This is a genomic window from Vulcanococcus sp. Clear-D1 (assembly GCF_014654725.1).
Taxonomy (GTDB): domain Bacteria; phylum Cyanobacteriota; class Cyanobacteriia; order PCC-6307; family Cyanobiaceae; genus Vulcanococcus.
The window spans coordinates 221,763-245,469 of sequence record NZ_JACVZV010000015.1 but is presented as its reverse complement, the minus strand read 5'-3'; the positions used below and the strand labels follow the sequence as shown (position 1 = coordinate 245,469).

General features: G+C 65.7%; 23 protein-coding genes. 8 read left to right on the top strand and 15 right to left on the bottom strand.

Translation table 11 applies throughout. The features are described from left to right. Window positions 1-3 precede the first annotated feature (3 nt). Together uvrC and H9532_RS05640 are read right to left on the bottom strand one after the other, a co-directional pair. Window positions 4-2,037, bottom strand: a complete 2,034-nt coding sequence (uvrC, locus tag H9532_RS05645; RefSeq protein ID WP_296366276.1) for an excinuclease ABC subunit UvrC — start codon at window positions 2,035-2,037, stop codon at window positions 4-6. A 10-nt stretch (window positions 2,038-2,047) separates the two neighbouring features. Continuing rightward, entirely contained in the window at window positions 2,048-2,530 is a 483-nt protein-coding gene (locus H9532_RS05640) for a flavin reductase family protein (RefSeq protein ID WP_296366273.1), read from the bottom strand. A gap of 109 nt (window positions 2,531-2,639) precedes the next feature. On the opposite strand from H9532_RS05640, the gene coaD reads away from it, so the two are divergent. Beyond that, a complete protein-coding gene (coaD, locus tag H9532_RS05635) occupies window positions 2,640-3,125 on the top strand; it encodes a pantetheine-phosphate adenylyltransferase (protein ID WP_296366271.1) in 486 nt (161 codons plus the stop codon). 9 nt (window positions 3,126-3,134) lie between these two features. Beyond that, a complete protein-coding gene (locus H9532_RS05630; RefSeq protein ID WP_296366269.1) occupies window positions 3,135-4,073 on the top strand; it encodes a hypothetical protein in 939 nt (312 codons plus the stop codon). Here the strand turns inward: H9532_RS05630 and H9532_RS05625 are convergent. Genes H9532_RS05625 through dapF form a run of 5 tightly spaced genes read right to left on the bottom strand, consistent with a single transcriptional unit; the run spans window position 4,070 to window position 8,991 of the window. Next, on the bottom strand, window positions 4,070-5,377 hold the full coding sequence (locus H9532_RS05625; protein WP_296366267.1) for a D-alanyl-D-alanine carboxypeptidase: 1,308 nt from the start codon (window positions 5,375-5,377) through the stop codon (window positions 4,070-4,072). The two genes, H9532_RS05630 and H9532_RS05625, sit on opposite strands and share 4 nt — an antisense overlap. Window position 5,378: 1 nt before the next feature. Continuing rightward, window positions 5,379-5,891, bottom strand: a complete 513-nt coding sequence (locus H9532_RS05620) for a DUF4330 domain-containing protein (RefSeq protein WP_296366265.1) — start codon at window positions 5,889-5,891, stop codon at window positions 5,379-5,381. A 51-nt stretch (window positions 5,892-5,942) separates the two neighbouring features. Further along, window positions 5,943-6,578, bottom strand: a complete 636-nt coding sequence (locus tag H9532_RS05615) for a DUF1995 family protein (RefSeq protein ID WP_296366263.1) — start codon at window positions 6,576-6,578, stop codon at window positions 5,943-5,945. A gap of 24 nt (window positions 6,579-6,602) precedes the next feature. After that, window positions 6,603-7,799, bottom strand: coding sequence for an aminotransferase class V-fold PLP-dependent enzyme (locus tag H9532_RS05610; protein ID WP_296366261.1), 1,197 nt, complete (start codon window positions 7,797-7,799; stop codon window positions 6,603-6,605). 4 nt (window positions 7,800-7,803) lie between these two features. Continuing rightward, window positions 7,804-8,991: a diaminopimelate epimerase gene (gene dapF / locus H9532_RS05605; RefSeq protein ID WP_296366258.1), complete on the bottom strand. Its 1,188-nt coding sequence runs from the start codon at window positions 8,989-8,991 to the stop codon at window positions 7,804-7,806. A gap of 56 nt (window positions 8,992-9,047) precedes the next feature. Between dapF and H9532_RS05600 the strand changes: the two genes are divergently transcribed. Beyond that, a complete protein-coding gene (locus H9532_RS05600; RefSeq protein WP_296366256.1) occupies window positions 9,048-9,275 on the top strand; it encodes a hypothetical protein in 228 nt (75 codons plus the stop codon). A 49-nt stretch (window positions 9,276-9,324) separates the two neighbouring features. Then, window positions 9,325-11,970 carry a leucine--tRNA ligase gene (gene leuS / locus H9532_RS05595; protein WP_296366255.1) on the top strand — a complete coding sequence of 882 codons (2,646 nt, stop codon included), beginning with the start codon at window positions 9,325-9,327 and terminating at the stop codon, window positions 11,968-11,970. 9 nt (window positions 11,971-11,979) lie between these two features. Here leuS and H9532_RS05590 read toward each other — a convergent pair whose 3' ends face one another. Then, window positions 11,980-13,584, bottom strand: a complete 1,605-nt coding sequence (locus H9532_RS05590) for a glucose-6-phosphate isomerase (protein WP_296366253.1) — start codon at window positions 13,582-13,584, stop codon at window positions 11,980-11,982. A gap of 255 nt (window positions 13,585-13,839) precedes the next feature. Here H9532_RS05590 and H9532_RS05585 point away from each other — a divergent pair, with 255 nt between their 5' ends. Continuing rightward, window positions 13,840-14,577: a helicase DnaB gene (locus H9532_RS05585; RefSeq protein ID WP_296366664.1), complete on the top strand. Its 738-nt coding sequence runs from the start codon at window positions 13,840-13,842 to the stop codon at window positions 14,575-14,577. Here H9532_RS05585 and H9532_RS05580 read toward each other — a convergent pair whose 3' ends face one another. From H9532_RS05580 to H9532_RS05570, 3 genes are read right to left on the bottom strand one after another with little or no spacing between them, the layout of a single operon-like run. Next, on the bottom strand, window positions 14,578-15,420 hold the full coding sequence (locus H9532_RS05580; protein ID WP_296366251.1) for a peptidoglycan recognition family protein: 843 nt from the start codon (window positions 15,418-15,420) through the stop codon (window positions 14,578-14,580). Next, on the bottom strand, window positions 15,420-17,147 hold the full coding sequence (locus H9532_RS05575) for a PDZ domain-containing protein (RefSeq protein ID WP_296366249.1): 1,728 nt from the start codon (window positions 17,145-17,147) through the stop codon (window positions 15,420-15,422). The genes H9532_RS05580 and H9532_RS05575 overlap by 1 nt, the downstream gene beginning before the upstream one ends. A gap of 8 nt (window positions 17,148-17,155) precedes the next feature. Next, window positions 17,156-17,512, bottom strand: a complete 357-nt coding sequence (locus H9532_RS05570) for a DUF1257 domain-containing protein (RefSeq protein ID WP_296366247.1) — start codon at window positions 17,510-17,512, stop codon at window positions 17,156-17,158. A gap of 108 nt (window positions 17,513-17,620) precedes the next feature. Here H9532_RS05570 and purN point away from each other — a divergent pair, with 108 nt between their 5' ends. Further along, window positions 17,621-18,181: a phosphoribosylglycinamide formyltransferase gene (purN, locus tag H9532_RS05565; protein ID WP_296366244.1), complete on the top strand. Its 561-nt coding sequence runs from the start codon at window positions 17,621-17,623 to the stop codon at window positions 18,179-18,181. On the opposite strand, the gene argC is transcribed toward purN, so the two are convergent. Then, window positions 18,178-19,242, bottom strand: coding sequence for an N-acetyl-gamma-glutamyl-phosphate reductase (gene argC, locus H9532_RS05560; protein WP_296366242.1), 1,065 nt, complete (start codon window positions 19,240-19,242; stop codon window positions 18,178-18,180). The genes purN and argC overlap by 4 nt on opposite strands. A 6-nt stretch (window positions 19,243-19,248) precedes the next feature. On the opposite strand from argC, the gene ribBA reads away from it, so the two are divergent. Beyond that, window positions 19,249-20,946 (top strand): bifunctional 3,4-dihydroxy-2-butanone-4-phosphate synthase/GTP cyclohydrolase II, encoded by a 1,698-nt coding sequence (gene ribBA / locus H9532_RS05555; RefSeq protein WP_296366240.1) that lies wholly within the window; start codon window positions 19,249-19,251, stop codon window positions 20,944-20,946. 19 nt (window positions 20,947-20,965) lie between these two features. Here ribBA and H9532_RS05550 read toward each other — a convergent pair whose 3' ends face one another. Continuing rightward, a complete protein-coding gene (locus H9532_RS05550) occupies window positions 20,966-21,406 on the bottom strand; it encodes a peptidylprolyl isomerase (RefSeq protein ID WP_296366238.1) in 441 nt (146 codons plus the stop codon). A gap of 68 nt (window positions 21,407-21,474) precedes the next feature. Between H9532_RS05550 and H9532_RS05545 the strand changes: the two genes are divergently transcribed. Further along, entirely contained in the window at window positions 21,475-22,386 is a 912-nt protein-coding gene (locus tag H9532_RS05545) for an S-methyl-5'-thioadenosine phosphorylase (protein WP_296366236.1), read from the top strand. On the opposite strand, the gene murQ is transcribed toward H9532_RS05545, so the two are convergent. Next, window positions 22,372-23,283 (bottom strand): N-acetylmuramic acid 6-phosphate etherase, encoded by a 912-nt coding sequence (murQ, locus tag H9532_RS05540; RefSeq protein ID WP_296366234.1) that lies wholly within the window; start codon window positions 23,281-23,283, stop codon window positions 22,372-22,374. The genes H9532_RS05545 and murQ overlap by 15 nt on opposite strands. Further along, a complete protein-coding gene (locus H9532_RS05535) occupies window positions 23,280-23,702 on the bottom strand; it encodes a DUF3110 domain-containing protein (protein ID WP_296366232.1) in 423 nt (140 codons plus the stop codon). Before H9532_RS05535 ends, murQ begins: the two co-directional genes overlap by 4 nt. Window positions 23,703-23,707 lie beyond the last annotated feature (5 nt).

Below are 23,707 nucleotides of genomic sequence, written 5' to 3'. Positions count from 1 at the left end.
TGTTCAACCGGCCAGCTCCAGCGATGGTTCATTCTCCAGTTCCGCGTGCGCTTCCAGCTCCTGGGGATGGAAGTACTCCCACACCACCCGCGCCAGGCCCGGCCCCATGCCCGGTGCCGCCGCCAACGTTTCCACGCTGGCGAGCTGGATCGCATCGATCGAGCGGAAGTGGGCAAGGAGCTCCTTGATCCGTTTCGGGCCCAGGCCTGGAATATCGGAGAGGCGCGAGCGCTTCATCCGTTCACCCCGCTGCTGGCGGTGGAAACTCACCGCAAAGCGATGCGCCTCATCGCGCAAGCGCCGCAGCAGTTGCACCCCCAGCTGCTCCGGTTCGCTCTCCAGTGGTTCTTTCGCCCCAGGGATGAACACCTCTTCGCGTTGCTTGGCGAGCGAGCAGACGACGAGGTCTTCATCGAGGTTGAGCTCACGCAGGGCCTCCATCACGGCGGAGAGCTGGCCCTTACCGCCATCGATCATCACCACATCGGGCCAGTCGTTCAGGCCGCCGGTGTGCAGGGCGCTGCCGGCGGATCGCCGCAGCTCGCGCAGGTCAGCGCCCTCCGCCTTGGCCTGGGCCCAGCGGCGGAAGCGGCGCCGCATGATCTCCGCCATGGCCATGAAGTCGTCGGAGTGACCGGCGCGGATGGAGCTGCTCTGAATCTTGTATTTGCGGTAGTGCTGCTTCGCCGGCAGGCCATCGATGAACACGACCTGCGAGGCCACGGCATCGCTGCCCTGGATGTGGCTGATGTCGTATCCCTCGATCCGCCGCGGTGGAGTGGGAAGCTCGAGCAGCTGGGCCAGGTCTTCCGTCGCCAAGAGGTTCTGCTCACTGGCGCGGCGGGCTCGCTCCAGCTCGTAAGTGGCATTGCGCTGCACCAGCTCGATCAGATCGGCCTTTTGGGAGCGCTGCGGCACCGCCAGCTTCACCTTGCGGCCTCGCAGCTCCGAGAGCCACTCCTCGATCAGAGCCTGTTGGGGCAGCGGCACCTGCAGCAGCAGCTCCGGCGGAATCTCCACCGGCTCCACCTGGCTGTAGTGCTCCTCAACCACGGTTTGCAGAACGCGGCCAAGGACCGCTGCACGCTCCGGCGACGGCGGCAGCTCACCGCCGGCACCCTCCTCCGCAGCGGGCATGCCGATCGCATCGGCGGTAAAGCCGAGCCGCCCCACAAGCTTGCCGGCACGCATCTGGAACAACTGAACCGCTGCCACCCGTTCATCCGCCGCGAGGGCCAACACGTCGCGGCTCACGGAGCTATCGCCGATGCTCATCTTTTGATCGGCTGTGAGCGTGTCGATGCCCTGCAGCTGATCGCGCACCTTCGCGGCGCTTTCGAAATCCAAGCGCTCGGCGTAGCGCTCCATCTGATCCTGCAGCAGCTGCAGCAACTCCTCATTCCGCCCCTGGAACACCATCGCCACCTGACGCAGGGTGCGGTGGTAGTCGTCAGAGCTGATCTTTTCCTGGCACACGCCGGGGCAGCGGCCGATGTCGAAGTTCAGGCAGGTGCGGTCTTTATGCAGGGGTAGCGGTCGCTGACGCAGCGGAAACACCCGTTTCACCAGACCGAGGGTGCGGCGCAGTAAGCCCACATCCACGTAGGGCCCGTAGAAGCGATCGAGGGGTGAGCGAAAGCGGCGCTTGCGCGTAATGAAGATGCGCGGGTAGGCCTCACTCCAGGTGATGCAGAGGTAGGGATATTTCTTGTCGTCCTTCAGCAGCACATTGAAGTGCGGCTGATGGTTCTTGATCAGGTTGGATTCCAGAGCCAGCGCTTCGGCTTCACTGTCGGTGACGATGAATTCGATCTCGCACACCTGCCGCACCATCAGGGCGATGCGGGGCGAATGGCCGTGGCCGCTGCCGCTCTGGAAGTAGCTGCGCACGCGATTGCGCAGCACCTTGGACTTACCGATGTAGAGGATGCGGTCCTCGCCATCGCGCATCAGATAACAACCAGGCTCAGCGGGCACCTCCTTCAGGCGTGCCCGCAGCCGGTCCCGGTCCTGAAGGAGGGGCTGGATGGTGCTCAACAGCCGATGCTCAGCCGCCGTACTGCCAGCCGGTGCTGCTCAGCTCCAGGGCTGCGCCATCGCGATGCAGCACAGCACTCTTCACCTCACCCACAAACACGGTGTGGTCACCATGGGCCACCTGACCCACCAGCTCGCATTCCACGGCACCCAGGGCATCGTTCAGCACCGGCAGGCCCAGCTCGCCCAGCTGATACGGCGCGGCATCAAAGCGGCCCCCCACACCCTTCTGGGGCTTGAAGAACACGGCGGCCAGATCCTTCTGGTCCGCGGCCAGCACATTCAAGGAGAAACGGCCGGTGCGCTGGATCATGCCGTTGCTGGTGCTGTCGGAGCGCACGGCCATCACCACCAACGGCGGCTCGAAGGAGCCCTGGGTCACCCAGCTGGCGGTAAAGCCGTTCACCTCCTCGCCCTCGGCCACGCCACAGATGAAGACCCCGTGGGGGATCTTGCGCAGCAGTGTCTTCTTGGCTTCAGCGTTGAGGGCCATGGGCGAAGGAGCAGGGGAGCAGGAACCTGATTGAACTCTAGAAACGCCCCTGGGCCGCGAGCTGGCCGGTTGCCCGCCCCCGCAAGGCTCGCTCCATAGGATCAGCTTCATGCAGGCTCTCTATCCCGGCAGTTTTGATCCGCTCACCCTCGGTCACCTGGATGTGATTGAGCGGGGTTCGAACCTGTTTCAGGGGCTCACGGTGGCGGTACTGCGCAACCCGAGCAAAAACCCCTGCTTCAGCGTGGAGCAACGACTGGAGCAGATTCGCCAGGCCACCCGCCACCTCGCCAAAGTGCAGGTGGCCGCCTTCGATGGCCTCACGGTGGACTTCGCCCAGCGCTGCGGCGCCGGTGTGATCCTGCGGGGCCTGAGGGCGCTCAGCGACTTTGAATACGAGCTGCAGATCGCCCACACGAACAAGAGCCTGGCGCCACAACTAGAAACACTGTTTCTCGCCACCGCCACCACCCACAGCTTTCTCAGCAGTTCGGTGGTGAAGGAGGTGGCTCGCTTCGGGGGCAGCGTGGGTCACATGGTGCCCACAGGAGTGGCAGAAGACCTGGCCAGGCTTTTTAATCAGTCATTCCCTTGATCGTTTCCCATGGCTGAGGCGCAGCTCACGTCCGTGCTCGACCAGCTCGATCAACTGGAGGAAATCGTTCTTGATGGCACTCGGGTGCCATTCAGCGGCGGCCGCCTGGTGAACGAGCAGGACGCCATCGAACTGATGGATGCGGTGCGCGAAGCCCTGCCGCCTCAATTGGCCCAGGCCGAGGAACTGGTGGCCAAAAAAGACGACTTCATCAATCAGGCCCGACAACAAGCGGACGAAATCCTCAACCAGGCCCGCCAGCAGCGCGAACAGCTCATCAATAGCCAGGCCATCCGCCAGGAAGCGGAACGTCAGGGTGCCGAGCTGCGCGAGCAAGGCCGCCAACAGGGGGAACAACTGCTCACCCAGGCCCGCCAGCAATTGGCCAAAGCTGAACACGACCATCAGGCCCGGATGGCCCAGATGGAGCAGCAGTTCAGCCAGCGGCGTCAGCAACTGGAGCAGGAAGCGCTGCAGCGCCGCCAGCAGCTGGATCAAGAGGCGCTGGAATTGAAGCGCCAGCTGGCCGAACAGCACGAGCAAGCGCGGCAGCAAAGCCTGGTGGAGCTGGAGAAGATTCGCCAGGAAGCGGCGCGAGTGCAGCAGAGCAGCCAAGCCGAAGCGGAACGGGTGCAGAGCGATGCCCTGCAGTTCCGCCAACAGACGCAGCAACAGTGCGAAGCCCTGATCAGCCGCAGCCGTCAGGAGGCCGCCACGATCCAGGAGGGCGCCAACCGCTACGCGGAACAGGTCCTCACCGAGCTGGAGGGCCGGCTCAAGGAGATGGGGCAGGTGGTGGTCGCTGGCCGGCGTGAACTGGTACGCCTGCAGGCCGTCGACCCCACCACCCTGGTCCAACAGGCCCGCTCAAGTGAAGAGCAAGCCGTACCGATCAGCCGCGCCCGCCGCGCAGCCGATCGCCTCAAGCGTGCAGCCGGCCAGCGCTAGAGCGCCTGGGCCGCTGGGGCCTGTGCGGGACACAGGCCTGCCACACGGCTCTGTCGCAGGATTTCGCCGATGGTGCTGTTGGGGGAACCGGCACCGTTGGACACCATGCTCACGTAGCGCACCCCATCCGGTGTCTCGAGCACACCACTGATGGAGCGCACACCGCTGATCGTCCCGGTCTTCCCGCGGAAGCGACCATCGAGTTCGGTTCCACGCCAGAGGTTGCGCAGGGTGCCGCGCTGACCGGCGATCGCCATCGAGGCCCAGTAGTGGTTGGCATAGGGGTGTTGGGCCATGCGCAACATCAGTGCCGCTAGCAGACGACTGGTGAGCTTGTTGCCGCGGTCAAGACCGCTGCCGTCCACCACCGTCACCCCCGCCATCGGCAGTCCCTGAGCCGAGAGCCACTGCATGGCGCGTTGGCGCGCCTGGTTGAGATCCCAGCTCCCCGTGCCCTGGCGTAGCAACACCTCGGAGGTGAAATTGTGGCTGTCGGTGTTGGCGAGGCTGAGCAGGCCATGCATGCTCACCGAACGCTCCTCATGCAGCAGGGTGGCCGTGTCGGTGTTGGCGGTTGCGACGGGCACCAGCCGAATCGCGGCACTACCTCCTTGGCGTTTGATCTCCTGCCCCAACAGCTTCTGCATGCGGCTGGGGGGATTGCTCACCGCCATATCGAGTGCGTTGCTGGTGAGCGCCAAGCGGGTGATCGGCGCGCCATAGGCTTCGGCACGATCGGCCCAGTGCCACCCCTGAGGCCACCAGCGCTGCTGGTGTTCCTCGACCAGCTGAATGGTTAACGGCGTGCTCCCAGCCGTCGCCGGCTGGCCGCTGCTGCCACCAGAGCCCAAGGCAAGCTTGGCAAAGCGCTGCAGTTGAGCCAAATCGAGATCGGGATCGCCCTCACCGGTGATCTGCAGGGTGCCATCAGGCTGACGCCACAGCCGGGTGGTGAGGCGGTAGTCGGGCCCGAGGCGATCAAGGGCGATGGCCGTGCTGATCAGCTTCTGGTTGGAGGCGGGGATGCGGGCCTTGGTGCCGTTCACATCGGCCAGCAGCCGGCCATTGGCATCGGCCACGCTCACGCTCCACACCGCTGCTTCACCGCCCAGCGCAGAGCGGATGCGCTGTTGCAGAGCCGGGCAACTCACCTGCTGCTGCAGCTGCGGTAGGCCCACCGGCGGTGGGGCGGCGGGGAAGCTGCTTGCAGCCACCGTGGGCACATCGCTTGAGACCTCCAGCGCTTGGAGGGGGAGGCTGATGCTCAGCGGCAGCAGCGCTGCCAACAGCAGGCGTGACGCCATCTCAGGAGCCCACCTTGAGGCCGGTCACCGAACCGCTGACGCGGAACTCGGTCCCTTCCAGCTCAATCGGCGCGCCGATTTTGAGGTTCTGATTCCCGAAAACCACCCCATCGGCCCCTTTGCGACCTTCACCGCGCAGCACGAAGCGGGCATCAAGGCTGGGGAACTGAGCCTGGTTGGGATCCGGCGCACTTACCACCTTTCCATCCGGCAGCACAGCGGCCAGGCGCCGTTGCAGGGGAATCACCTGCTCCACGGGCACACTGCCGTGGGGCTGGTTGCGGATCACGATCGCCACCTTGCCGGCCTCGCGCGCCGCGCTGATCACGCTGGCGGGGTCTGCCACAGGCACACCCCGCACATCGACCATCACGGTCACTGGCACCAGGCCACCGGTGGCCCGTGCGACGGCGCCACTGAGCTTGGGGCTCCAGATCACCCCCGCCGCAGCCAACAGAACAGCCGCAGCTGCGCCCGCATCCACCAGGGAGAAACGACGGGAGTTTTCAGCCATGGCGCAACAGCAGACACCGAACTGTAAGGAGCGTGTTCGGGCTGCACAAGGTCAACGGGCGGCCTCTTCCAGGGCTTCCAGCTGCTTCTCTCGGTCCGGGCGCTGCTCGAAGCTGCAGACACTGCGATAGCCATCGGGATCGCGGCGATAGAGCTGCCAATCGTCGGGATAGGTGCGGCGCAGCGCACCCTCGGCGGTGGGGATTAAGCCATAGGCGCTCTGCCAGTCCGCCAGGAATCCCTTGCGTCGCTCCCGGGCCACCGTGCCAATGCCGATGGCGGCATCTTCAAGGCGACCATTGATCATCACCAGGGAGCCGCGATGCTGCGCGCAGAGTGATTCCACCTCCTCATAGTCGGCGGGGGTTGGCGCCGCCAGCAACACCAAGCCCTCACTGCCGCCATCGGCCTGTTGGAGCCGCAACAGATCTCCCAACCCCAACAACTGCGCCGCCTGATCGGGCGCATCGCGTTTGGCCAGGGCCGTGGCCCCTGCATCGGGAAACAGCAGCCGCGCCTCGGGGTGTTGGGGGGTGAGGGCGGCCAACAACCGCAGCGCCACCGGCAGGATTCGTAACCCCTCGAAGCGGAATTCCACGGTCCACAGGCCCCGGCTCTGGCTGGCCAGGGCCGCCTGAACAGCCGCCAGGGCCTCCACTTCGGCTTGGCGCAGGTCGGCGGGGAGCATGGCTGTCGGTCGGATCGGCCGACCCTAAAGCGCTGCTCGGGCCCGCTCGAGCGCTTGCGGCACCTGCTGGAGCAGCTCCGAGCCATGCCAGGGGCCCAGGCTGAGCCGCAGACCTGCAGCGGCGGCGGCGGGCTCATAGCCCATCGCCAGCAACACAGCACTCGCCGCTGAGCCGCTGCTGCTGCAGGCCGAGCCGCTGCTGCAGGCAAAGCCTTCCCGCCAAAGGGCCTGCACCAGCTGGCGACCGTTCAACCAATCACCATCGCGACCTCGCACCAACAGGCTGAGGTGGTGGGAGAGACGCGCGGGGTGGCTGGCCTCCCGTGGATCTGGACCGCTGAGCTCGACCCCCTGCATCACCAGCAGCGCCGAGACCAACGCATCCCGGAGTGGCGCCACGGGATCACGGCCGCCATGCGCCACCAACCGATCGTTGGCCAGATGCAACGCCGCTTCAAAACCAGCCACAAGGGCCACCGCTTCTGTGCCAGAGCGCAACCCTCCCTCCTGGCCGCCGCCGCCGATGCAGGGCTGCAACTCCACGCCAGGCTTCAGCACGAGGGCGCCAACACCGCGCGGGCCCTGGATTTTGTGCGCCGCGAAGCTGAGCAGATCCACCGGCAGCTCAGCGAGCCGCAGAGGCTGATGGCCGAGCACCTGCACGGCGTCGAGGTGCAGCATCACACCAGCGCTGCGGCACAGCGCTGCGATCCGCTCCACGGGTTGGATGGTGCCGACTTCGCTCTGCCCCCAGATCAACGACACCAAGCGCGTGGGCGGCGCCAGCAAACGCTCGAACGCCTCAAGGTCGATGGCCCCCAGGTGATCGACCGGTACGTCCTGCACCAGCCAGCCCCGCTGCTCCAGAGCTGCCGCCGCCGCTCGGCTGGCGGGATGCTCCACCGCCGAGAGCAACAGCCTTGGGGCCCCGCCACTGGTGGTGCTCAGCTCGAGCGCCGGGGCGCTGCCCAGCAGGGCCAGATGGATCGATTCACTGCCGCCGGAGGTGAACACCAACCGCTCCCGATCACAGCCCAGCAGCGCGGCGATGCCCTGGCGCGAACGCTCCAGCTGCTCCGCCGCCGCCAAGCCGAACCCGTGCAGGCTGGAGGGATTGCCCCAGGCTTGTGACTGAACCGCCGCCATCCGCTCAGCCACCTCAGGCGCCAGCGGTGTGGTGGCGCAGCAATCGAGGTACTGGTTGAGGGGCTGCGGCGCCATCGCCTCAGCTGCCCAGGCCGGTATCGCGCTCGAAGCGAGCACGGGTGCGGGATTCGAGTGTATTGGTGGCCAGGGTCACCAGGTCATCAAGGGAGCTGCCGCTCAGCAGCGCCGCCACCCGGGCCCTCGCTTCAGCACTGGGGCAGTTGTCAGGTCGGATGCAGCCGTTGGTACACACCGTGGCGCAATCGATCTCAGGGGCAGCGGCAACGGGTGTCGGCTTGGGGTCTGGTGCAGTCGCTGTGGCCTCGGCCGAGGCCTGGCCTGCGGCTTGGCTGCGAGCGTCGGCAACAGCGCGGGGATCAGGGATCACGGCATCGAACACGTGCTCTGCCGGACCATCCATGAACACCTTGCCGCTGGCGGCATCCCAGTGAATCTGCAGGGGGCCGCCGGGCAGATCGAGGCGGGCCCGCCGCTCACACAGCCCAAGGCTGTGGCATGCCACGAGAGTGGCGCAGGCTCCAGTGCCGCAAGCCAGGGTGGGGCCAGCCCCTCGCTCCCACACCCGCATCACCAGGTGATCAGGGGCGAGCACCTGCACAAAGTGCACGTTGGTTTTGGCGGGGAAGGCGGGATGCACTTCGAGCAGGGCGCCAAAGCGCTCCAGATCGATCTCCTCCACCAGTGGCACGGGAATCACCGCATGGGGATTTCCCATGCCCGCGGCCGCCACCGCAAAGCATTCACCATCCACCTCCAGCTCACCCTGGGGTAGGCCAGCAGGGCCGCTCTCCAACGTTGTCGGCACCTGGGCCGGCTCGAGGAATGGAGCACCCATATCCACACGAATGGTGCCGTCCGGCAGGAGCTCGGGCACGATCCGACCGGCCAGGGTGTCGATCTGCCAGGTACGACCGGGGCCATCGCCGTCGCGGTCGGCGAGGAAGCGGGCCAAACAACGGATGCCGTTGCCGCACATCTCCGGCTCCGTGCCATCGGCATTGAAAATGCGCATGCGCAGCTCGCCACCGTTGTTCGGGGGCAACGCCAGGATCACGCCATCACCGCCGACGCCGAAGCGGCGATCGCACAGCTCCACCACCAGGGCCGGTGTCAGGCCAAACACAAAGTCGGGATCGCTGGCGGCGCGGCCATCGAGCATCAGGAAGTCGTTACCAAGCCCCTGGTACTTGCTGAAGCTCAGTTCAGCCTGCAGCGAGCTGAACGGGGTCTTGCTGGGGGACGACACGCGCGGCAGCCTGCCTGGGCAGGCATGAGGTTGAGGCAAATCCTATGGGGAGCAGCATGGACAACCGGGCTGCGCCGTTCGACACCTCCCAGCCCGGAATTCGGCAACTTCAAAGCTGGATTCGCAGCCGCTCCAACTTGGCCGTGCAGCTCATGGATGGCACAAGTCTCACGGGAATCCCCCGCTGGGTGGATGCCGATTTCGTCGCGCTGGAGCCCGCCCATGGCGGTGAGCTGGTGTTGGTGAACCGCCAGGCGATTGCTTTGCTCAGAGCCCTGGTCTGAGGGCTGTGGGAGCATCGCCCACACGCCCCTACTTGACCCCAGCCCGTCCGTGAGCGAGAGCAGCCGCTACCAACCCCAGGCGATCGAGACCGGCTGGCAACGGGCCTGGCAGGAGAACGGCCTGCACGACACGCCAGAGCTGAAACCCGGCGACGACGCCTTCTACGCCCTATCGATGTTCCCCTATCCCTCGGGGAATCTGCACATGGGCCATGTGCGCAACTACGTGATCACCGATGTGGTGGCGCGGGTGCAGCGGCTGCGGGGCAAAAAGGTCCTGCATCCGATGGGCTGGGATGCCTTCGGCCTGCCAGCAGAGAACGCGGCGATTGAGCGGGGCGTGGATCCCGGCGCCTGGACCGATCAAAACATCGCCTCGATGCGGGAGCAGCTCAACCAGCTGGGTCTCTCGATCGATTGGGAACGCGAGGTGGCCACCTGCCACGCCGATTACTACCGCTGGACCCAGTGGCTGTTCCTGCACTTCCTTGATTCCGGGCTGGCCTATCAGAAGGACGCCACGGTCAACTGGGATCCGATCGATCAGACCGTGCTCGCCAATGAGCAGGTGGACAGCGAAGGCCGCTCCTGGCGTTCCGGCGCCTTGGTGGAGAAGCGCAAGCTGCGCCAGTGGTTCCTGAAAATCACCGATTACGCCCAGCAACTGCTCGACGACCTGAGCCAGCTCGACGGTTGGCCGGAGCGCGTGCGCACCATGCAGGCCAACTGGATCGGCCGCAGCACCGGCGCCGAACTGCAGTTCACGGTGGTGGATGCCGCCGGTCACGACACGGCTGAGCGAATCACCGTATTCACCACCCGGCCCGACACAATCTTCGGCGCCTCCTATGTGGTGTTGGCACCGGAGCATCCGCTGGTGGCGGAACTCACCACGGCCGAGCAGGAGATCGCCGTGGAAGCCTTTTGCGATCTGGTGTCGCGCCAGAGCGAACAGGAGCGCACCGCCGAAGACAAACCGAAGCGCGGCGTGCCGATTGGCGCCCAGGTGCGCAATCCCGCCAACGATGAACTGATCCCGATCTGGATCGCCGACTATGTGCTGGCCGAATACGGCACCGGCGCAGTGATGGGTGTGCCAGCCCACGACCAGCGCGATTTTCTGTTTGCCCGCCAGTACGAACTGCCGGTGCAGCAAGTGATCATTCCCGAAGGGAGTGATGAACACGCCTTCGAAGGCGGCGCCTGGACAGAGGGGGGTGTACTGATCCACTCCGGCCGCTTTGATGGCCTGCCGAATGGCGACGCCAAACAGGCGATCACCTCGGCCGCTGCGGCGGAGGGCTGGGGTCAGGAGAAGGTGCAGTTCCGTCTGCGCGACTGGCTGATCTCGCGCCAGCGCTACTGGGGATGCCCGATCCCGGTGATCCACTGCGACAGCTGCGGCGTCGTGCCCGTGCCCGCCGATCAGCTGCCGGTGGAACTGCCGCAGGGCGCCAACCTCGCCGGCAAGGGCGGCTCCCCCCTGGCGCAGCTGGAGAACTGGGTGAACGTGAGCTGCCCCTGCTGCGGTCAGCCCGCCAAGCGCGAGACCGACACCATGGACACCTTTATGTGTTCCAGCTGGTATTACCTGCGCTACAGCGACGCAACGAACACCACGCGTCCCTTCAGCGAGGACGCCGTGAACAGCTGGCTGCCCGTGGATCAATACGTGGGCGGCATCGAACACGCGATCCTGCACCTGCTCTACTCGCGCTTCTTCACCAAGGTGCTGCGCGACCGGGGCCTGCTCGGCTTCGATGAACCCTTCCAGCGCCTGCTCACCCAGGGCATGGTGCAGGGCATCACCTACAAGAACCCCCACACCGGCAAATACATCGCTCCGGCGGATGTGGCCGATCCCACCGATCCACGCGATCCGGCCAGTGGCGAAGTGCTGGAGACGTTCTACGAAAAGATGTCGAAGTCGAAGTACAACGGCGTGGATCCGGCTGTTGTCATCGACAAGTACGGCGCAGATACCGCCCGGATGTTCATCCTGTTCAAGGCGCCGCCGGAGAAGGATCTCGAGTGGGACGACGCCGATGTGGAGGGGCAGTTCCGTTTCCTGCAGCGGATCTGGCGCCTGGTGGATGGTGCCTGCGAGCGCGGCCTGAGCCTGGCGGCGGGTGCCGGTGGCCCCGAGGCCGTGGTCCAGGCCCTGGCCGCCGGATCACTGAACCCCGCCGAGCAAGAGCTGCGGCGAGCGGTGCACACCGCCATCACCGAGATCAGCGACGACCTCGATGGCGACTATCAGTTCAACACCGCCGTGTCGGAGCTGATGAAGCTCAGCAACGCCATGGGCACCCACCTGGAAAATTGCGGAGAGGTGTTCGCCTGCGAGGCGCTGCGCACGCTGCTGATCCTGCTGGCACCCTTTGCGCCCCACCTGGCCGAAGAGCTCTGGCTGAAGCTCAGCGGCCGCAATGCCGGCGATGCCCTGGCCAGCAGCAGCATCCACGCCCAGCGCTGGCCCGCAGCCGATGCCAGCGCCCTGGTGCGCGACACCGTGACCCTGGTGATTCAGATCAAGGGCAAAGTGCGCGGCAACCTGGAGGTGCCCGCCGATGCCGACAAGGCCACGCTGGAGAAGCTAGCCCTCGAGAGCGACATCGCGGCCAAGTGGCTGGAGGGCAAAACCCCCAGCCGCGTGATCGTGGTGCCGGGCAAGCTCGTGAACCTGGTGCCCTGAGGCAGCGCCTCAGTCGTGGATGAACACAAGGGATTCCGGCTGGCCCCAATCGCCGCGCGCATCAATGTGGCGGCGGTTGGCGCAGAGGTGGCGCAGGATCCAATAGAGCGGCTCAGGTGAGGGCAGCCCCATCAGCTGCTGAAGCTCCGCAAGCGTGTGTTCGCGCTTGTCAGCCATCGCCTGCTCCAGCCGTGCCTGCAGATCGAGCAACGCGGCGGCGGCTTTCTTGCCGGCTTCAACGCCGGGCTGGTGGTAGGCGTTGATGTTCACCAGCTCGCCGTAATACCCCACAGCGCGCTCAAACAGGGCGATCAAGGCGCCGAGGCTGCGGGCGTCGAGCTTCTGCATCGTGATGCTCAGGTTGTAGCGCCCCTCATCGGTGAGCGCTGAGCGGGTGCCCTGCAGGAAGCCATCGAGAAAATCACCGGGGTTCTCGCCCTCGAGAGGTGGGATGTCGCCCGGATCTTCGAGCACTTCAATGAAGGTCACGAAGTAGTTGTCCACCCCATCGCGCAGCTGCTGCACGTAGGCGTGCTGGTCAGTGGAGCCCTTGTTGCCGTAGACGGCGATGCCCTGGTGCACCACGTTGCCCTGACGATCGAGCTTCTTGCCCAGGCTCTCCATCACCAGCTGCTGCAGGTAACGGCTGAACACCTCCAGCCGGTCGCGGTAGGGCAGCACCACCATGTCCCGCTGGCCTCGGCCACCGCCGGCCTGGAACCAGGCGGCCGCCAAGAGGGCGGCCGGGTTGGTGTCCAGGGTGTTGGCGGAGCGGGTCACCTCATCCATCTCGGCAGCGCCGGCCAGGAAGGCGCGAATGTCGGAGCCGATTAGCACTCCCGGCAGCAGACCAACAGCGCTGGTGATGCTGGTGCGGCCACCCACCCAATCGAACATGTCGAAGCGAGCCAGCCAATCGCCCTGCTCCGCTTCCTGATCGAGGCGGCTGCCGAGCATGGTCACCGCTGCGGCCTGCTTGATCCAATTGCCACCGGCGGCCTCGACGGCACGGCGGGCCTGGAGCATGCCGATATGGGGCTCCGGTGTGCCGCCGGATTTGCTCACCACGATCACCAACGTGGTCTTGAGCCGATCACCCAGGGAAGCCAGGGTGCGGCGCATCCCATCGGGATCGACGTTGTCGAAGAAGTGAAAGGGCAGGCCAGCGCCGGGATCCTGCAGGGCCCGAATCATGAGCAAAGGGCCAAGGCCAGAGCCGCCGATGCCGATCCACAGCACATCAGTGAAACGGGTTCCGCCGTCAGGCCCGATGGCGCCACTGAGAACATCACGGCCGAACGCCTCGATCCGATCAATCTCCGCCTGGATGTGTTGGCCGCTGGCCGCATCCGGTGCCAGGGATGGGTTGCGCAGCCAGTAATGCCCCACCTGGCGCTGCTCGTCGGCATTGGCGATCGCTCCACCCTCTAGGGCTGCCATGGCCTGGAAGGCCTCTTTGAAGCGCGGCCGGAGGCTGCTGAGCACGGCCTCATCGAGGCCCATACGGCTCACATCGAGCCAGAAACCCAGGCTCGGGTTATGCCAGAGCTGGCTGCAGAACCGCTGCCACTGGCTATTGGCGTCAACGCCGGGAGCGGAAGCGGTGGATGTCATGAAGCCAGTTCAGGCAGGCGCAAATCGAACCTATCGGTGAAATCACCGTGGGCAAACCCTTTTGGGATCAGAAACACTGCAAAAAGCCGAGACTGAACCGAGACTGTGTGGACAAGCACACAGCCGGCCGGCCACCGAACGAGCGAATCGGGAAGAGCTTCGTAAGATTTGATTAATCCCACCTCAGCCCTGGGCCAGACGTTCCGCCACCGCAGCACCCGCAGCGCGCTCTGCGCAGGCGCTCTGGGACTCGCCATGCTCAGCCTGGGCAGCGTGGACTGGAGCGCGCGTGGGCACGGCTCAACAGCCCCCACGGCTGAGCGCTCCAGCATGGCTGAAAATCCGGAAGCTGACCCCACCACCTTTACAGCCGAGGAACTGCAAGAGCTGCAGCGCCGCTTCGGCGTGCATGGGCCGCAACCCAAATTGGCACAGCTGTTCACCCGCGGTGTCGATCAGCTCACCCCCCTGCGCAGTCACACCGTGACGCGACTCGATGCCCTGCGCCCGGTGGTTTGGCGGGAAAGCCATCGCACCGGCATCAACCCGATGCTGCTCGCGGCGATCCTCTTCGATGAGATGCAGCACGCCAAACCAGGAGAAGACCTGCCGTTGGCGGCCCATTCAGGTTTGTTCAGCACCCATGGCCCAGCTCAGCTGGGGCTGAGCGAGATGGTGAAGCAGGGCCTGCTGCGGGAAGACGCCAACCCAGAGGAGGTGGCAGCCGCCCGCGATCAGCTGCTGGATCCCGAGCGGAACGTGGAGCTCCTCGCCGGCAAGATGGCGCGGCTGCTGGCGCTGCTCAAGCAACCGGCCTCGGCCACCTTCAACGTCAGCCAGAACCGCGGTCGCGCCAAAACAGTCGCGACGCTGGCATACCTCCACAACGGGAAGCTCGACTATCCCGCCCGGATCCTCCGCTACATGCAGGATCCTGAGCTGCATGGCCTGATCTTCAGCGTGCAGCGCAAACCAACGCCTGAGCTGATCTGATCAGCAAAGAACGCCCAGGGCAGCCAGGCGCACCTGAAGCTCACTCCAATCGAAACTGCGGGGGTCGGCCCGTTCGCCGCCAAGATCCACGTAACGGTGGGTGGTGATGTGCTCAAACGGAATGCGGTAGCGACGCATCCACGTCGCCAAAACCACAGCCAGAGCGTCGTACTGGCGGCTGGAGTAACCGCTGTGGGCTGAATCGGCGTCCTCACCATCGAGCGGAGTTTCCAGGCTCAGGTGCAACGCGAAGTTGTTCACGGATCCATCCATGTTGGGGTTGGTTACGTCCCAGCGCCCCTTAAAGGCGGAGTAGCCAGCGCCAAAGGCGCGTTTGGCAGGATCCAGGGTCTCCACCACCTGGCCGTCCTCACCGATCAACAGGTGGTAGCTCACCTGGTCTTGATCGTGAGGGTGGTGGGTGATGAAGGTGTTGATCGCGGAGCCGATGCCGTAGACGGTTTCATGCAGCACCACGAGCGATGGTGTGGTGTCAACCGAGTTGCCGTAGGCATCACGCGAGGTGCGCTCGCCGTAGTTGCTGGGATCGATGCTGACGCGGCGGGTGCGGCTGGGCAGATCCCGTTGCAACGCCTGAAGCCGCATGCGCAAAGCTAGATCCTGCACGCCGCACTGGCGCACGAGCGGGCTGATCCAAGCCTTCTGTTGCGGTGGCGCCGGTGCCTTGGGCCGCTGAACCACACCAGGAATCGACACCGGGAGAGGATCTCGGCCCTGGTGCACGGCCACGGCCACCAAAGCCAGCAAAGCAACGCCGCTGGCCGCAGCTGCTGACCAAGCCGGCGGCCTGATCGGTTTGGCGTCGCTGAAGGGCCGCACCATCAACCCAACCGCGCTGGTTGTTGCAGCAACCAGCGTTGCTGGGCATCGAGTTGCTCGTCGGTGGCCTCGACGACACACTTAAGGCTGTAGCGCTCCACCTGGGGCGATTGGGGGCGGAGCTCAAGGCGGCGCAACTGAGAGCGCCGGGCAATCAACAGGGTTTGGGGCTGGTTGGCTCGCAGCGCGCGTTGCAGGTCGTCCTGTGTTTTGAGGCGCTGCTGATCCAGGGCCACGAGCTCATCGCCCACCATCACACCGGCCTGTTCGGCCGGACCGCCGCGCACCACCCGCGCTGCGGTCAGACCGCCGGCCTCCAGGCGCGGCGTGAGTCCTGCCCATGGCGTGCTCGCCATCTCCGCATCCAGGAATAAGCCCACACTCGATAAGTAGCCATCGAGATCGGGATCGTCGAGTTCGTTCAGCCAACGCGGCAGTTGGGTTGCGAGATCCGGGGCTTGTGTCGCAAACGACTCCACCAGATCAGCCTCGCTGTAGCCACGCCCCCAGCGGCCGTGGCTCAGCCAGAGCTGGCGCAACACCTGCATCAGAGAACCGCCGCTGCGGCGCAGATGCAAATCCAGGCACAAGGCCACAACCGCGCCTTTCAGGTAGTAGCTCACCTGGGCATCGGCCGAATAGGCATCCGCCTTGTAGAGCTTCACCCAGGCCTCCTGGCTGCTCTCCCGCAGACTCTGCACAGCGCGCCCGGGGGTGAGCCGGTAGCGGCTGAGGTCTTCGGCCAGGTCGAGGAACAGATCCTCAGGCTCACTCAAGCCAGCGGTGAGCGGCAGGAACTGATCGAGGTAGCTCGTAACCCCCTCTGCAAACCAAAGGCTCGGCACCACGGGCGGGCGGTGATAGTCGATCGGCGTCAGCTCCGCGGGACGCAGGCGGCGCACGTTCCATTGGTGCAGGTATTCATGGGCCACCAACTGGAGGAAGCGGCGGTAGCCGTTCGGCTTCTCGAGGTTGCGGCGTCCGTAGACGAGAACAGTGCTGTCGTCGTGCTCGAGGCCGCCGTAGCCCTCATCCACCAGATGCAGGATCACCAGATAGTTGTCGGCAGCCGGGCGTTCCACACCCATCAGCCGGCAACAGGCCTCACAGACGCGGCGCAGATCATCGAGCAGTTGCGGCTGGCGCTCGAGCAGCCAACGCTCATCGCCGGGGCCTCCTGCCCAGCAGACCAGCTGATGGGGAACACCATGCACCGCAAAGTGGAGGGGTTGGTGCGGACCTGCCTCCACTGGGCTGTCGAGCAGGTGATCGAGGTTGCGGGCCTCCCACACCCCATTGGAGACGGGGAGTGGCAGGAAGGCCTGCCATCCCTTCGGGAGCGTGCAGCTGAGCTGATAGGGACTCCAGCGCTCACCCTCCAGTTCGAGCACCACGGCCGCCAAGGCCAGGAACCCATGCTCGTGATCGAGATGGCAGGTGCGCACGGTGAGCTCCGTCGCCAACACCCGGTAGCGAATCGTGAGCAGACCACCACTGGGATCGCAGGCCACAACCCAGGCGGAGGGCTCTAGGCGCTGGAGCTCAAGAACGCGGCCGTCCTGCTCCACCACCAAGCCCTCGAGCAGGCGCACGTAATCGCGAATCAGATACGACCCCGGCGTCCAGCCAGGCAAAGCGAGCCGCAATCGCGCCAGCCGCGGCGCAACCTGGATCTGAACGGCCACCAGGTGTTGTTGGGGCTCGCTCAGATCGAGATGGACCTGAACCACGATTTGCCTCAGGGATTCAGGCTGTGGGCCAGTTCCAGAGTGGCGCCGGGCAGATCCTGGGCCAGGGTCCGCAGGGCTTGCCGGGCGGCATAGCGACGTGTGATGGCACCGATCAGCTGTTGCAGCGAGCGGGAGCGACCGAGCTGCTGAAGATCACCCACCAGAGCCAGCTGACCGCTGGCGTCATGGCGCCAGCCCAGCCAGGTGCCCTCGGGGAGCTGAACGCGCACACTCACGGACTCGCTCTGATCGGCAAAACCACGCAGGTCGCCACCGCGCACCACCGTGAGCTCCAGATCCTCAAGCGCCTGAACCAACACATCCTCATCGCGAAGGACGGTTGGCAGGATGGAGAGATGGGACATGGCCCGACACCCGATCTTTCAAACCCTAGCGAGGCCAACCGGTCCATCCAGTGGCCGTTGCCACCAGATCGCTCGCCCGCCGGAGCCCGCCCGCTGCGCCTGGGGGTGATGGCCTCAGGCTCAGGCAGCAACTTTGAAGCGTTGGTGGCTGCCTGCCGGGGGGGGCAGCTCGCAGCAACGGTGTGCCAGCTGGTGGTCAACAACCCCGGCTGCGGCGCTGAACAGCGCGCCGCACGCCTCGGTGTGCCCTGCATGCTCCACGATCACCGCTGCTACGCCAGTCGGGAAGCGCTGGATCAGGCGCTGATTGCCAGTTTCCAGGCCGCCGGTGTGGAGCTGGTGGTGATGGCCGGCTGGATGCGCATCGTGACCCAGGCCCTGATCGATGCCTACCCCGAGCGCCTGATCAACATCCACCCCTCCCTGCTACCGAGCTTCCGCGGTGCAAAAGCCATCGAACAGGCCTTGGCAGCCGGCGTGAAGCTGAGCGGCTGCACGGCCCACCTGGTGAGCCTGGAGGTCGACACGGGGACAATTCTGGTGCAGGCGGCTGTGCCCGTGCTCGAGGCTGATTCGGTGGCCAGCCTGGCGGCACGGATCCATGCCCAGGAGCACCGGATCCTGCCGCTGGCGGTTCAGCTCGCAGCCGAACGGCTCGATTTGGTCTAGGGATAAAAAGGCAGCAGGGGCAGACCCGTTTCAGCCGGCAGACCCGCCATCAGGTTGAGGCACTGCACGCCCTGGCCGGCCTGGCCCTTCACCATGTTGTCGATGGCGCTCATCACGATCAGCTGGCCGGTGCGGCCATCCACCTGCACCGACAGCAACGCGCGATTCGTCTGCCGCACCCACTTGGTGGAGGGATACGTGCCCACGGGCAGCACCTGCACGCAGGGGGCGTTGCGATAGGCGGCCTCCAGCAGCGTGGTGAGGTCTTCGGCGGTGAGGCCTGGATCCCGAAGCCGGCCATACACCGTGGCCAACAGGCCCCGCACCATCGGAATCAGGTGCGGCGTGAACTGCAGGGCGATCGCATGACCTGAAGCGCGGCTGCACAGCTGCTCGATCTCGCTGGTGTGGCGATGGCCCACCACGCCATAAGGGGCCACACCTTCGGAGGCTTCAGCCAGCAACAGATGCTCCTTGGCGGCACGTCCACCACCGCTTGTCCCGGTCTTCGCATCGATCACGATGCCGCTGGTTTCAATCAAGCCCTGCTTCAGCAGCGGTGTGAGCGCCAGCAGGCTGGCGGTGGGAAAACAACCGGGTGCCGCCACCAGCCGTGCCGCCGCGATCCGCTCCGCCTCCCACTCCACAAGGCCATACACGGCTTCGGAGCAGAGCTCCGCGTCGGTGCGGGGGAAGGCGCGGGCCTCCGAGGCATACACCTCCTTCCATTTCTCCAGGGAGCTGTAGCGGTAGTCGGCCGAGAGGTCGACCACCTTCACGCCCCGCTCCAGGAGAGGAGGAACCAGGGTGGAAGCCAGGCCATTGGGCAGGCTCAACACCGCCAGATCAGCCGCAGCGGCGATCGCGTCGGGATCGGGCGACTGCACCACGGGATCACCCGGCAGGGGCAGAAAGGGTGTGAGCTCGCTCCAGCGTTTGCCACTGCTGCGCTCGCCGCCGAGGAAGCTCACCTCCAGTGAGGGATGGCCTTGGAGCAGGCGCAGGGTCTGCAGCCCGCCATAACCGGAGGCGCCGATCACCGCAACGCGCTTGCTGGCCATGCCGGGATGTCAGGAACGCCAGATCGTACCGGGCTCTATAAAAGTGTCTGCAACCCGGGCCCGGCGGGCCCTCCACCCCTGAACCCAAGCGCTTTCCAGTTCGACACCATCGCCGATGGCCTGGCGGCGATCCGCAATGGCGAAATGGTGGTGGTGGTGGACGACGAGAACCGAGAGAACGAGGGCGACCTGATCTGCGCCGCTCAGTTCGCCACCCCGGAACAGATCAACTTCATGGCCACTGAGGCGCGTGGCTTGATCTGCCTGGCGATGGAAGGCGAGCGGCTCGATGCCCTCGACCTGCCGCTGATGGTGGATCGCAACACCGACAGCAACCAGACCGCCTTCACCGTGAGCGTGGACGCGGGCCCAGAAAACGGTGTCAGCACCGGGATCTCCGCCGAGGACCGGGCCCGCACCATTCAGGTGGCGATCCATCCCGGCACCCGTCCCGCCGATCTGCGTCGGCCCGGCCACATCTTTCCGCTGCGCGCCAAGCAGGGCGGCGTGCTCAAGCGCGCTGGCCACACCGAGGCTGCGGTGGATCTGGCGCGCCTCTCAGGCCTCTATCCCGCCGGTGTGATCTGCGAGATCCAGAACGTGGATGGCTCCATGGCGCGGCTGCCGCAGCTGGTCGACTACGCCCAGCGCCATGGCCTGCGGCTGATCAACATCGCCGATCTCATCCGCTACCGGCTGGATACCGAGCGCTTTGTGCGCCGCCAGGCCGAGGCCACGCTCCCCAGCGCCTTCGGCAGTTTCCGCGCCATTGGATTCCGGAACGAGCTCGATGGCAGCGAGCATGTGGCGATCGTGAAAGGCCAACCAGACCAGGCAGAAGGCCCCGTGCTGGTGCGGGTTCACAGCGAATGTCTCACCGGTGACGCCTTCGGCTCCCTGCGCTGCGACTGCCGGCCGCAGCTGGAGGCTGCCCTGCGCATGATCGAGGCCGCAGGCGAGGGGGTGGTGGTGTACCTGCGTCAGGAGGGCCGTGGGATCGGCCTGATCAACAAGTTGCGGGCTTACTCCCTGCAGGATGGCGGCCTCGACACGGTGGAAGCCAATGAGCGCCTGGGCTTCCCTGCCGATCTACGCAACTATGGCGTGGGGGCCCAGATCCTCAGCGACCTGGGGGTGCATCGCCTGCGCCTGATCACCAACAACCCGCGCAAAATTGCCGGCCTGGGCGGCTACGGCCTGCAGGTGGAGGACCGGGTGCCGCTGGTGATGGACCCAAGCCAGCACAACGCGGCCTACCTCCAGACCAAGCAAGCCAAGCTCGGACACCTGATGGACACGCCGGCCGGCCGCGGACCGGCAGCGGTGCTGGCCTGGACGACGACAGCGGACGTGGAACTGAGCAGCGAAACCAAGGCCGCCCAGTACCAGCAACTCCGCGACTGGTGCACGGCCCACGATCTGGAGCTGGAACTCGAAGAGCACTCCAGGGTGCTGGCCCTGCTCAATCAGCCCGACCTGGCTGTGTTGGTGGCCAGTGGTGATGCGGCACAACTCGCTCAGGTGCTGCACACCATGGCTGGCTGGCCGCAAACCGGCAGCGTCAGCCTGTTGCTCGCGCCTGACAGCCAACGCACAACGCACCCCAGCAACACCCTGGAAGCGGAGCGACGCCCGCTGGTGGAGCTGCAGGCGAATCGCCCCCAGCTCCGGGTGGATGCAGGCACGCTGATGCGCTGGAGCTGAGGGGATCAGCCGGGACTGATCAGTCCTGAATGGTCACCGAGGTGATGCGGCTGCCGTTCTTCAGCGCCATCACCACATCCATGTTGCCGGTGTGGCCGAAGACGGTATGCACACCATCAAGGTGGGGCTGGGCCTCATGGCAGATGTAGAACTGCGAGCCACCGGTGTTGCGGCCAGCGTGGGCCATGGCCAGGGTGCCGGCCTGATGCTTCTGGCTGTTGATCTCGCAGTCGATCTGGTAGCCAGGGCCACCGGTGCCGGCCATGCCGCGGGCACCTTCACGGCTGTTGGGGCAGCCGCCCTGGGCCATGAAGCCCGGGATCACGCGGTGGAAGGCCAGGCCGTCATAGAAGCCGTCCTTGGCCAGCTTCACGAAGTTGGCCACGGTGTTGGGCGCATCGGCTTCGAACAGCTCCAGTTCGATCGTGCCGGCGTCGGTCACCATCACGGCTTTGGTCACGGCAGAGAAAGAGCAAACAGAAGTCAGTATGGGCGCTCCGGTAGAAGGGTTGCAGGCGCTACCGAACCATGGCTTCTCCCACCGGTCTGAACCTCGCCCAGGCTCGCCTCGGCGTGCTCGGCGGCAGCGGGCTCTATGCCATGGAGGGACTGGAGAACGTGCAGGAGCTCACGATCGACACGCCCTTTGGGCCTCCCTCCGACAGCCTGCGGCTGGGAACACTCGGCGGCATGGAGGTGGTGTTTCTGGCGCGCCATGGACGCCATCACACGTTTCTGCCCACGGAGGTGCCCTACCGGGCCAACATCTGGGCGATGCGCTCCTTGGGCGTGCGCTGGATCCTCTCCCCCTCGGCGGTGGGTTCTCTGCAGGAGCAGGTCAAACCCCTCGACATGGTGGTGCCCGATCAATTCATCGACCGCACCATGCAGCGGCCGATCAGCTTCTTCGGTGAGGGGGCCGTGGCCCACGTGGCTCTGGCCGATCCCTTCTGCCCGAGCCTCAGCCGCCTCCTCGGTGATGTAGCGGACAGCCTGATGCCGGAAGGCCGCAGCCTGCACCGCGGCGGCACCTATCTGTGCATGGAAGGCCCGGCCTTCTCCACTCGCGCTGAATCCAACCTCTACCGCAGCTGGGGCTGCACGGTGATCGGGATGACCAACCACACCGAAGCCCGCCTGGCGCGTGAAGCGGAGATCGCCTACGCCACTCTCGCCATGGCGACCGACTACGACTGCTGGTACGCCGACCACGACAGCGTCACCGTGGAGATGGTGATCGGCAACCTGCGCGCCAACGCCGAACTGGCCACCCAGATCGTGCGTACCACGGCTGAGCGCATCGGTGTGCAACGCCCCGCCAGCCAGGCCCACGCCGCCCTGCGCGATGCCCTGATGACGCCTGCTGATCAGGTGCCAGCCGCCACACGGCGCAAGTTGGATCTGTTCACTGAGCCCTACTGGGGCTCATTCGAGGGCTGAGCGCAGCTGGCCGCCATGGCTGGCGAGCCGTTCCCGGGCGCGGGCCGCCGTGATGTTGCAGCGAGCCATCAACAGCGCCAGCTTCACCGAGCCTTCGCTCTCCTGCAGCAAGGCACGGCCGGCGTCACGGTCGACACCGGCCAGATCCGCCAGGATGCGCAGGGCTCTGTCCTCGAGCTTGCTGTTGGTGACCGCCACATCCACCATGCGGTTGCCATACACCTTGCCCAGGCGCACCATCACGCCGGTGCTGAGGATGTTGAGAGCCATCTTGGTGGCGGTTCCAGCCTTCAAGCGCGTGGAACCGGTGAGCACCTCAGGGCCGGTGATCAAGCGAATGTCGAGATCGCAGGGCATCGAAACCTGCTCGGCCGGCACGCAGGCCATGGCGATGCTCAGGGCACCAAGGCTGCGGGCATGGCTCAAGCCGCCCTGCACATAGGGCGTGGTGCCGCCCGCAGCAATGCCCACCAAGGCGTCCGCAGCGTTGAAGCCGCGGGCAACGAGATCATCACGGCCCGCTTCGAACAGATCTTCCAGGCCCTCTGAGCTGCGCAACAGCGCCGGTGCGCCGCCCGCCAAGACCCCCTGCACCAGCTCCGGCGCACTGCAGAAGGTGGGCGGACACTCCGCCGCATCCAAAACACCCAGTCGGCCGGACGTCCCGGCCCCCAGATAAAACAGGCGGCCGCCGGAACGTAAACGCTCAGCAATGGCGTCGATCGCTGCGGCCAGGGCCGGTGCCGCGGCGGCCACGGCCTCTTGGGGGCGCCGGTCTTCTTCAACGAAGACGGCCACTAGGTCAGCAGTGCTCAGGGCATCGAGATCAGCACTGGAGGGGTTGGCCTGCTCGGTGAGCAGATGGCCCCGTTGCACCTCGGCAAAGGAGCTGCTCACAGCAGGCCCTCAAGCCGGCGACGAAAGTCCTCGAGTTCCGCGTTACCGGTACTGATCGGATCATCAGCAGCTGCCACCACGGGCTCACTAGCTGGATCCTCCTGCTCACGCCAGGAGGTCACATCCATGTTCTTCTCAGGCGGAGCAATCAGCAGGCGATCTTCGGCGCTCTGGGGGAGGAAGCCCGCCGGAACGAAACGGGCCTCGTAGCCGGCGCTGCTGCAGAACTCCTCCATCTCGCGGCGTTCGATCGCCTCGACCGTGGGAGCCGGGAAATCCTGGGCCTCCAGCAGACCGGCGTAGCGCTCGGCATCATCGCGGTCCTCAAACAACAGCACCACGGTGGTGCCATTCAGTTCGAGGGAGTGGATGCCCTCGTTGTCGCTGCCGGCATCGAACAGCAGGACGTGAACCGACATCGTGG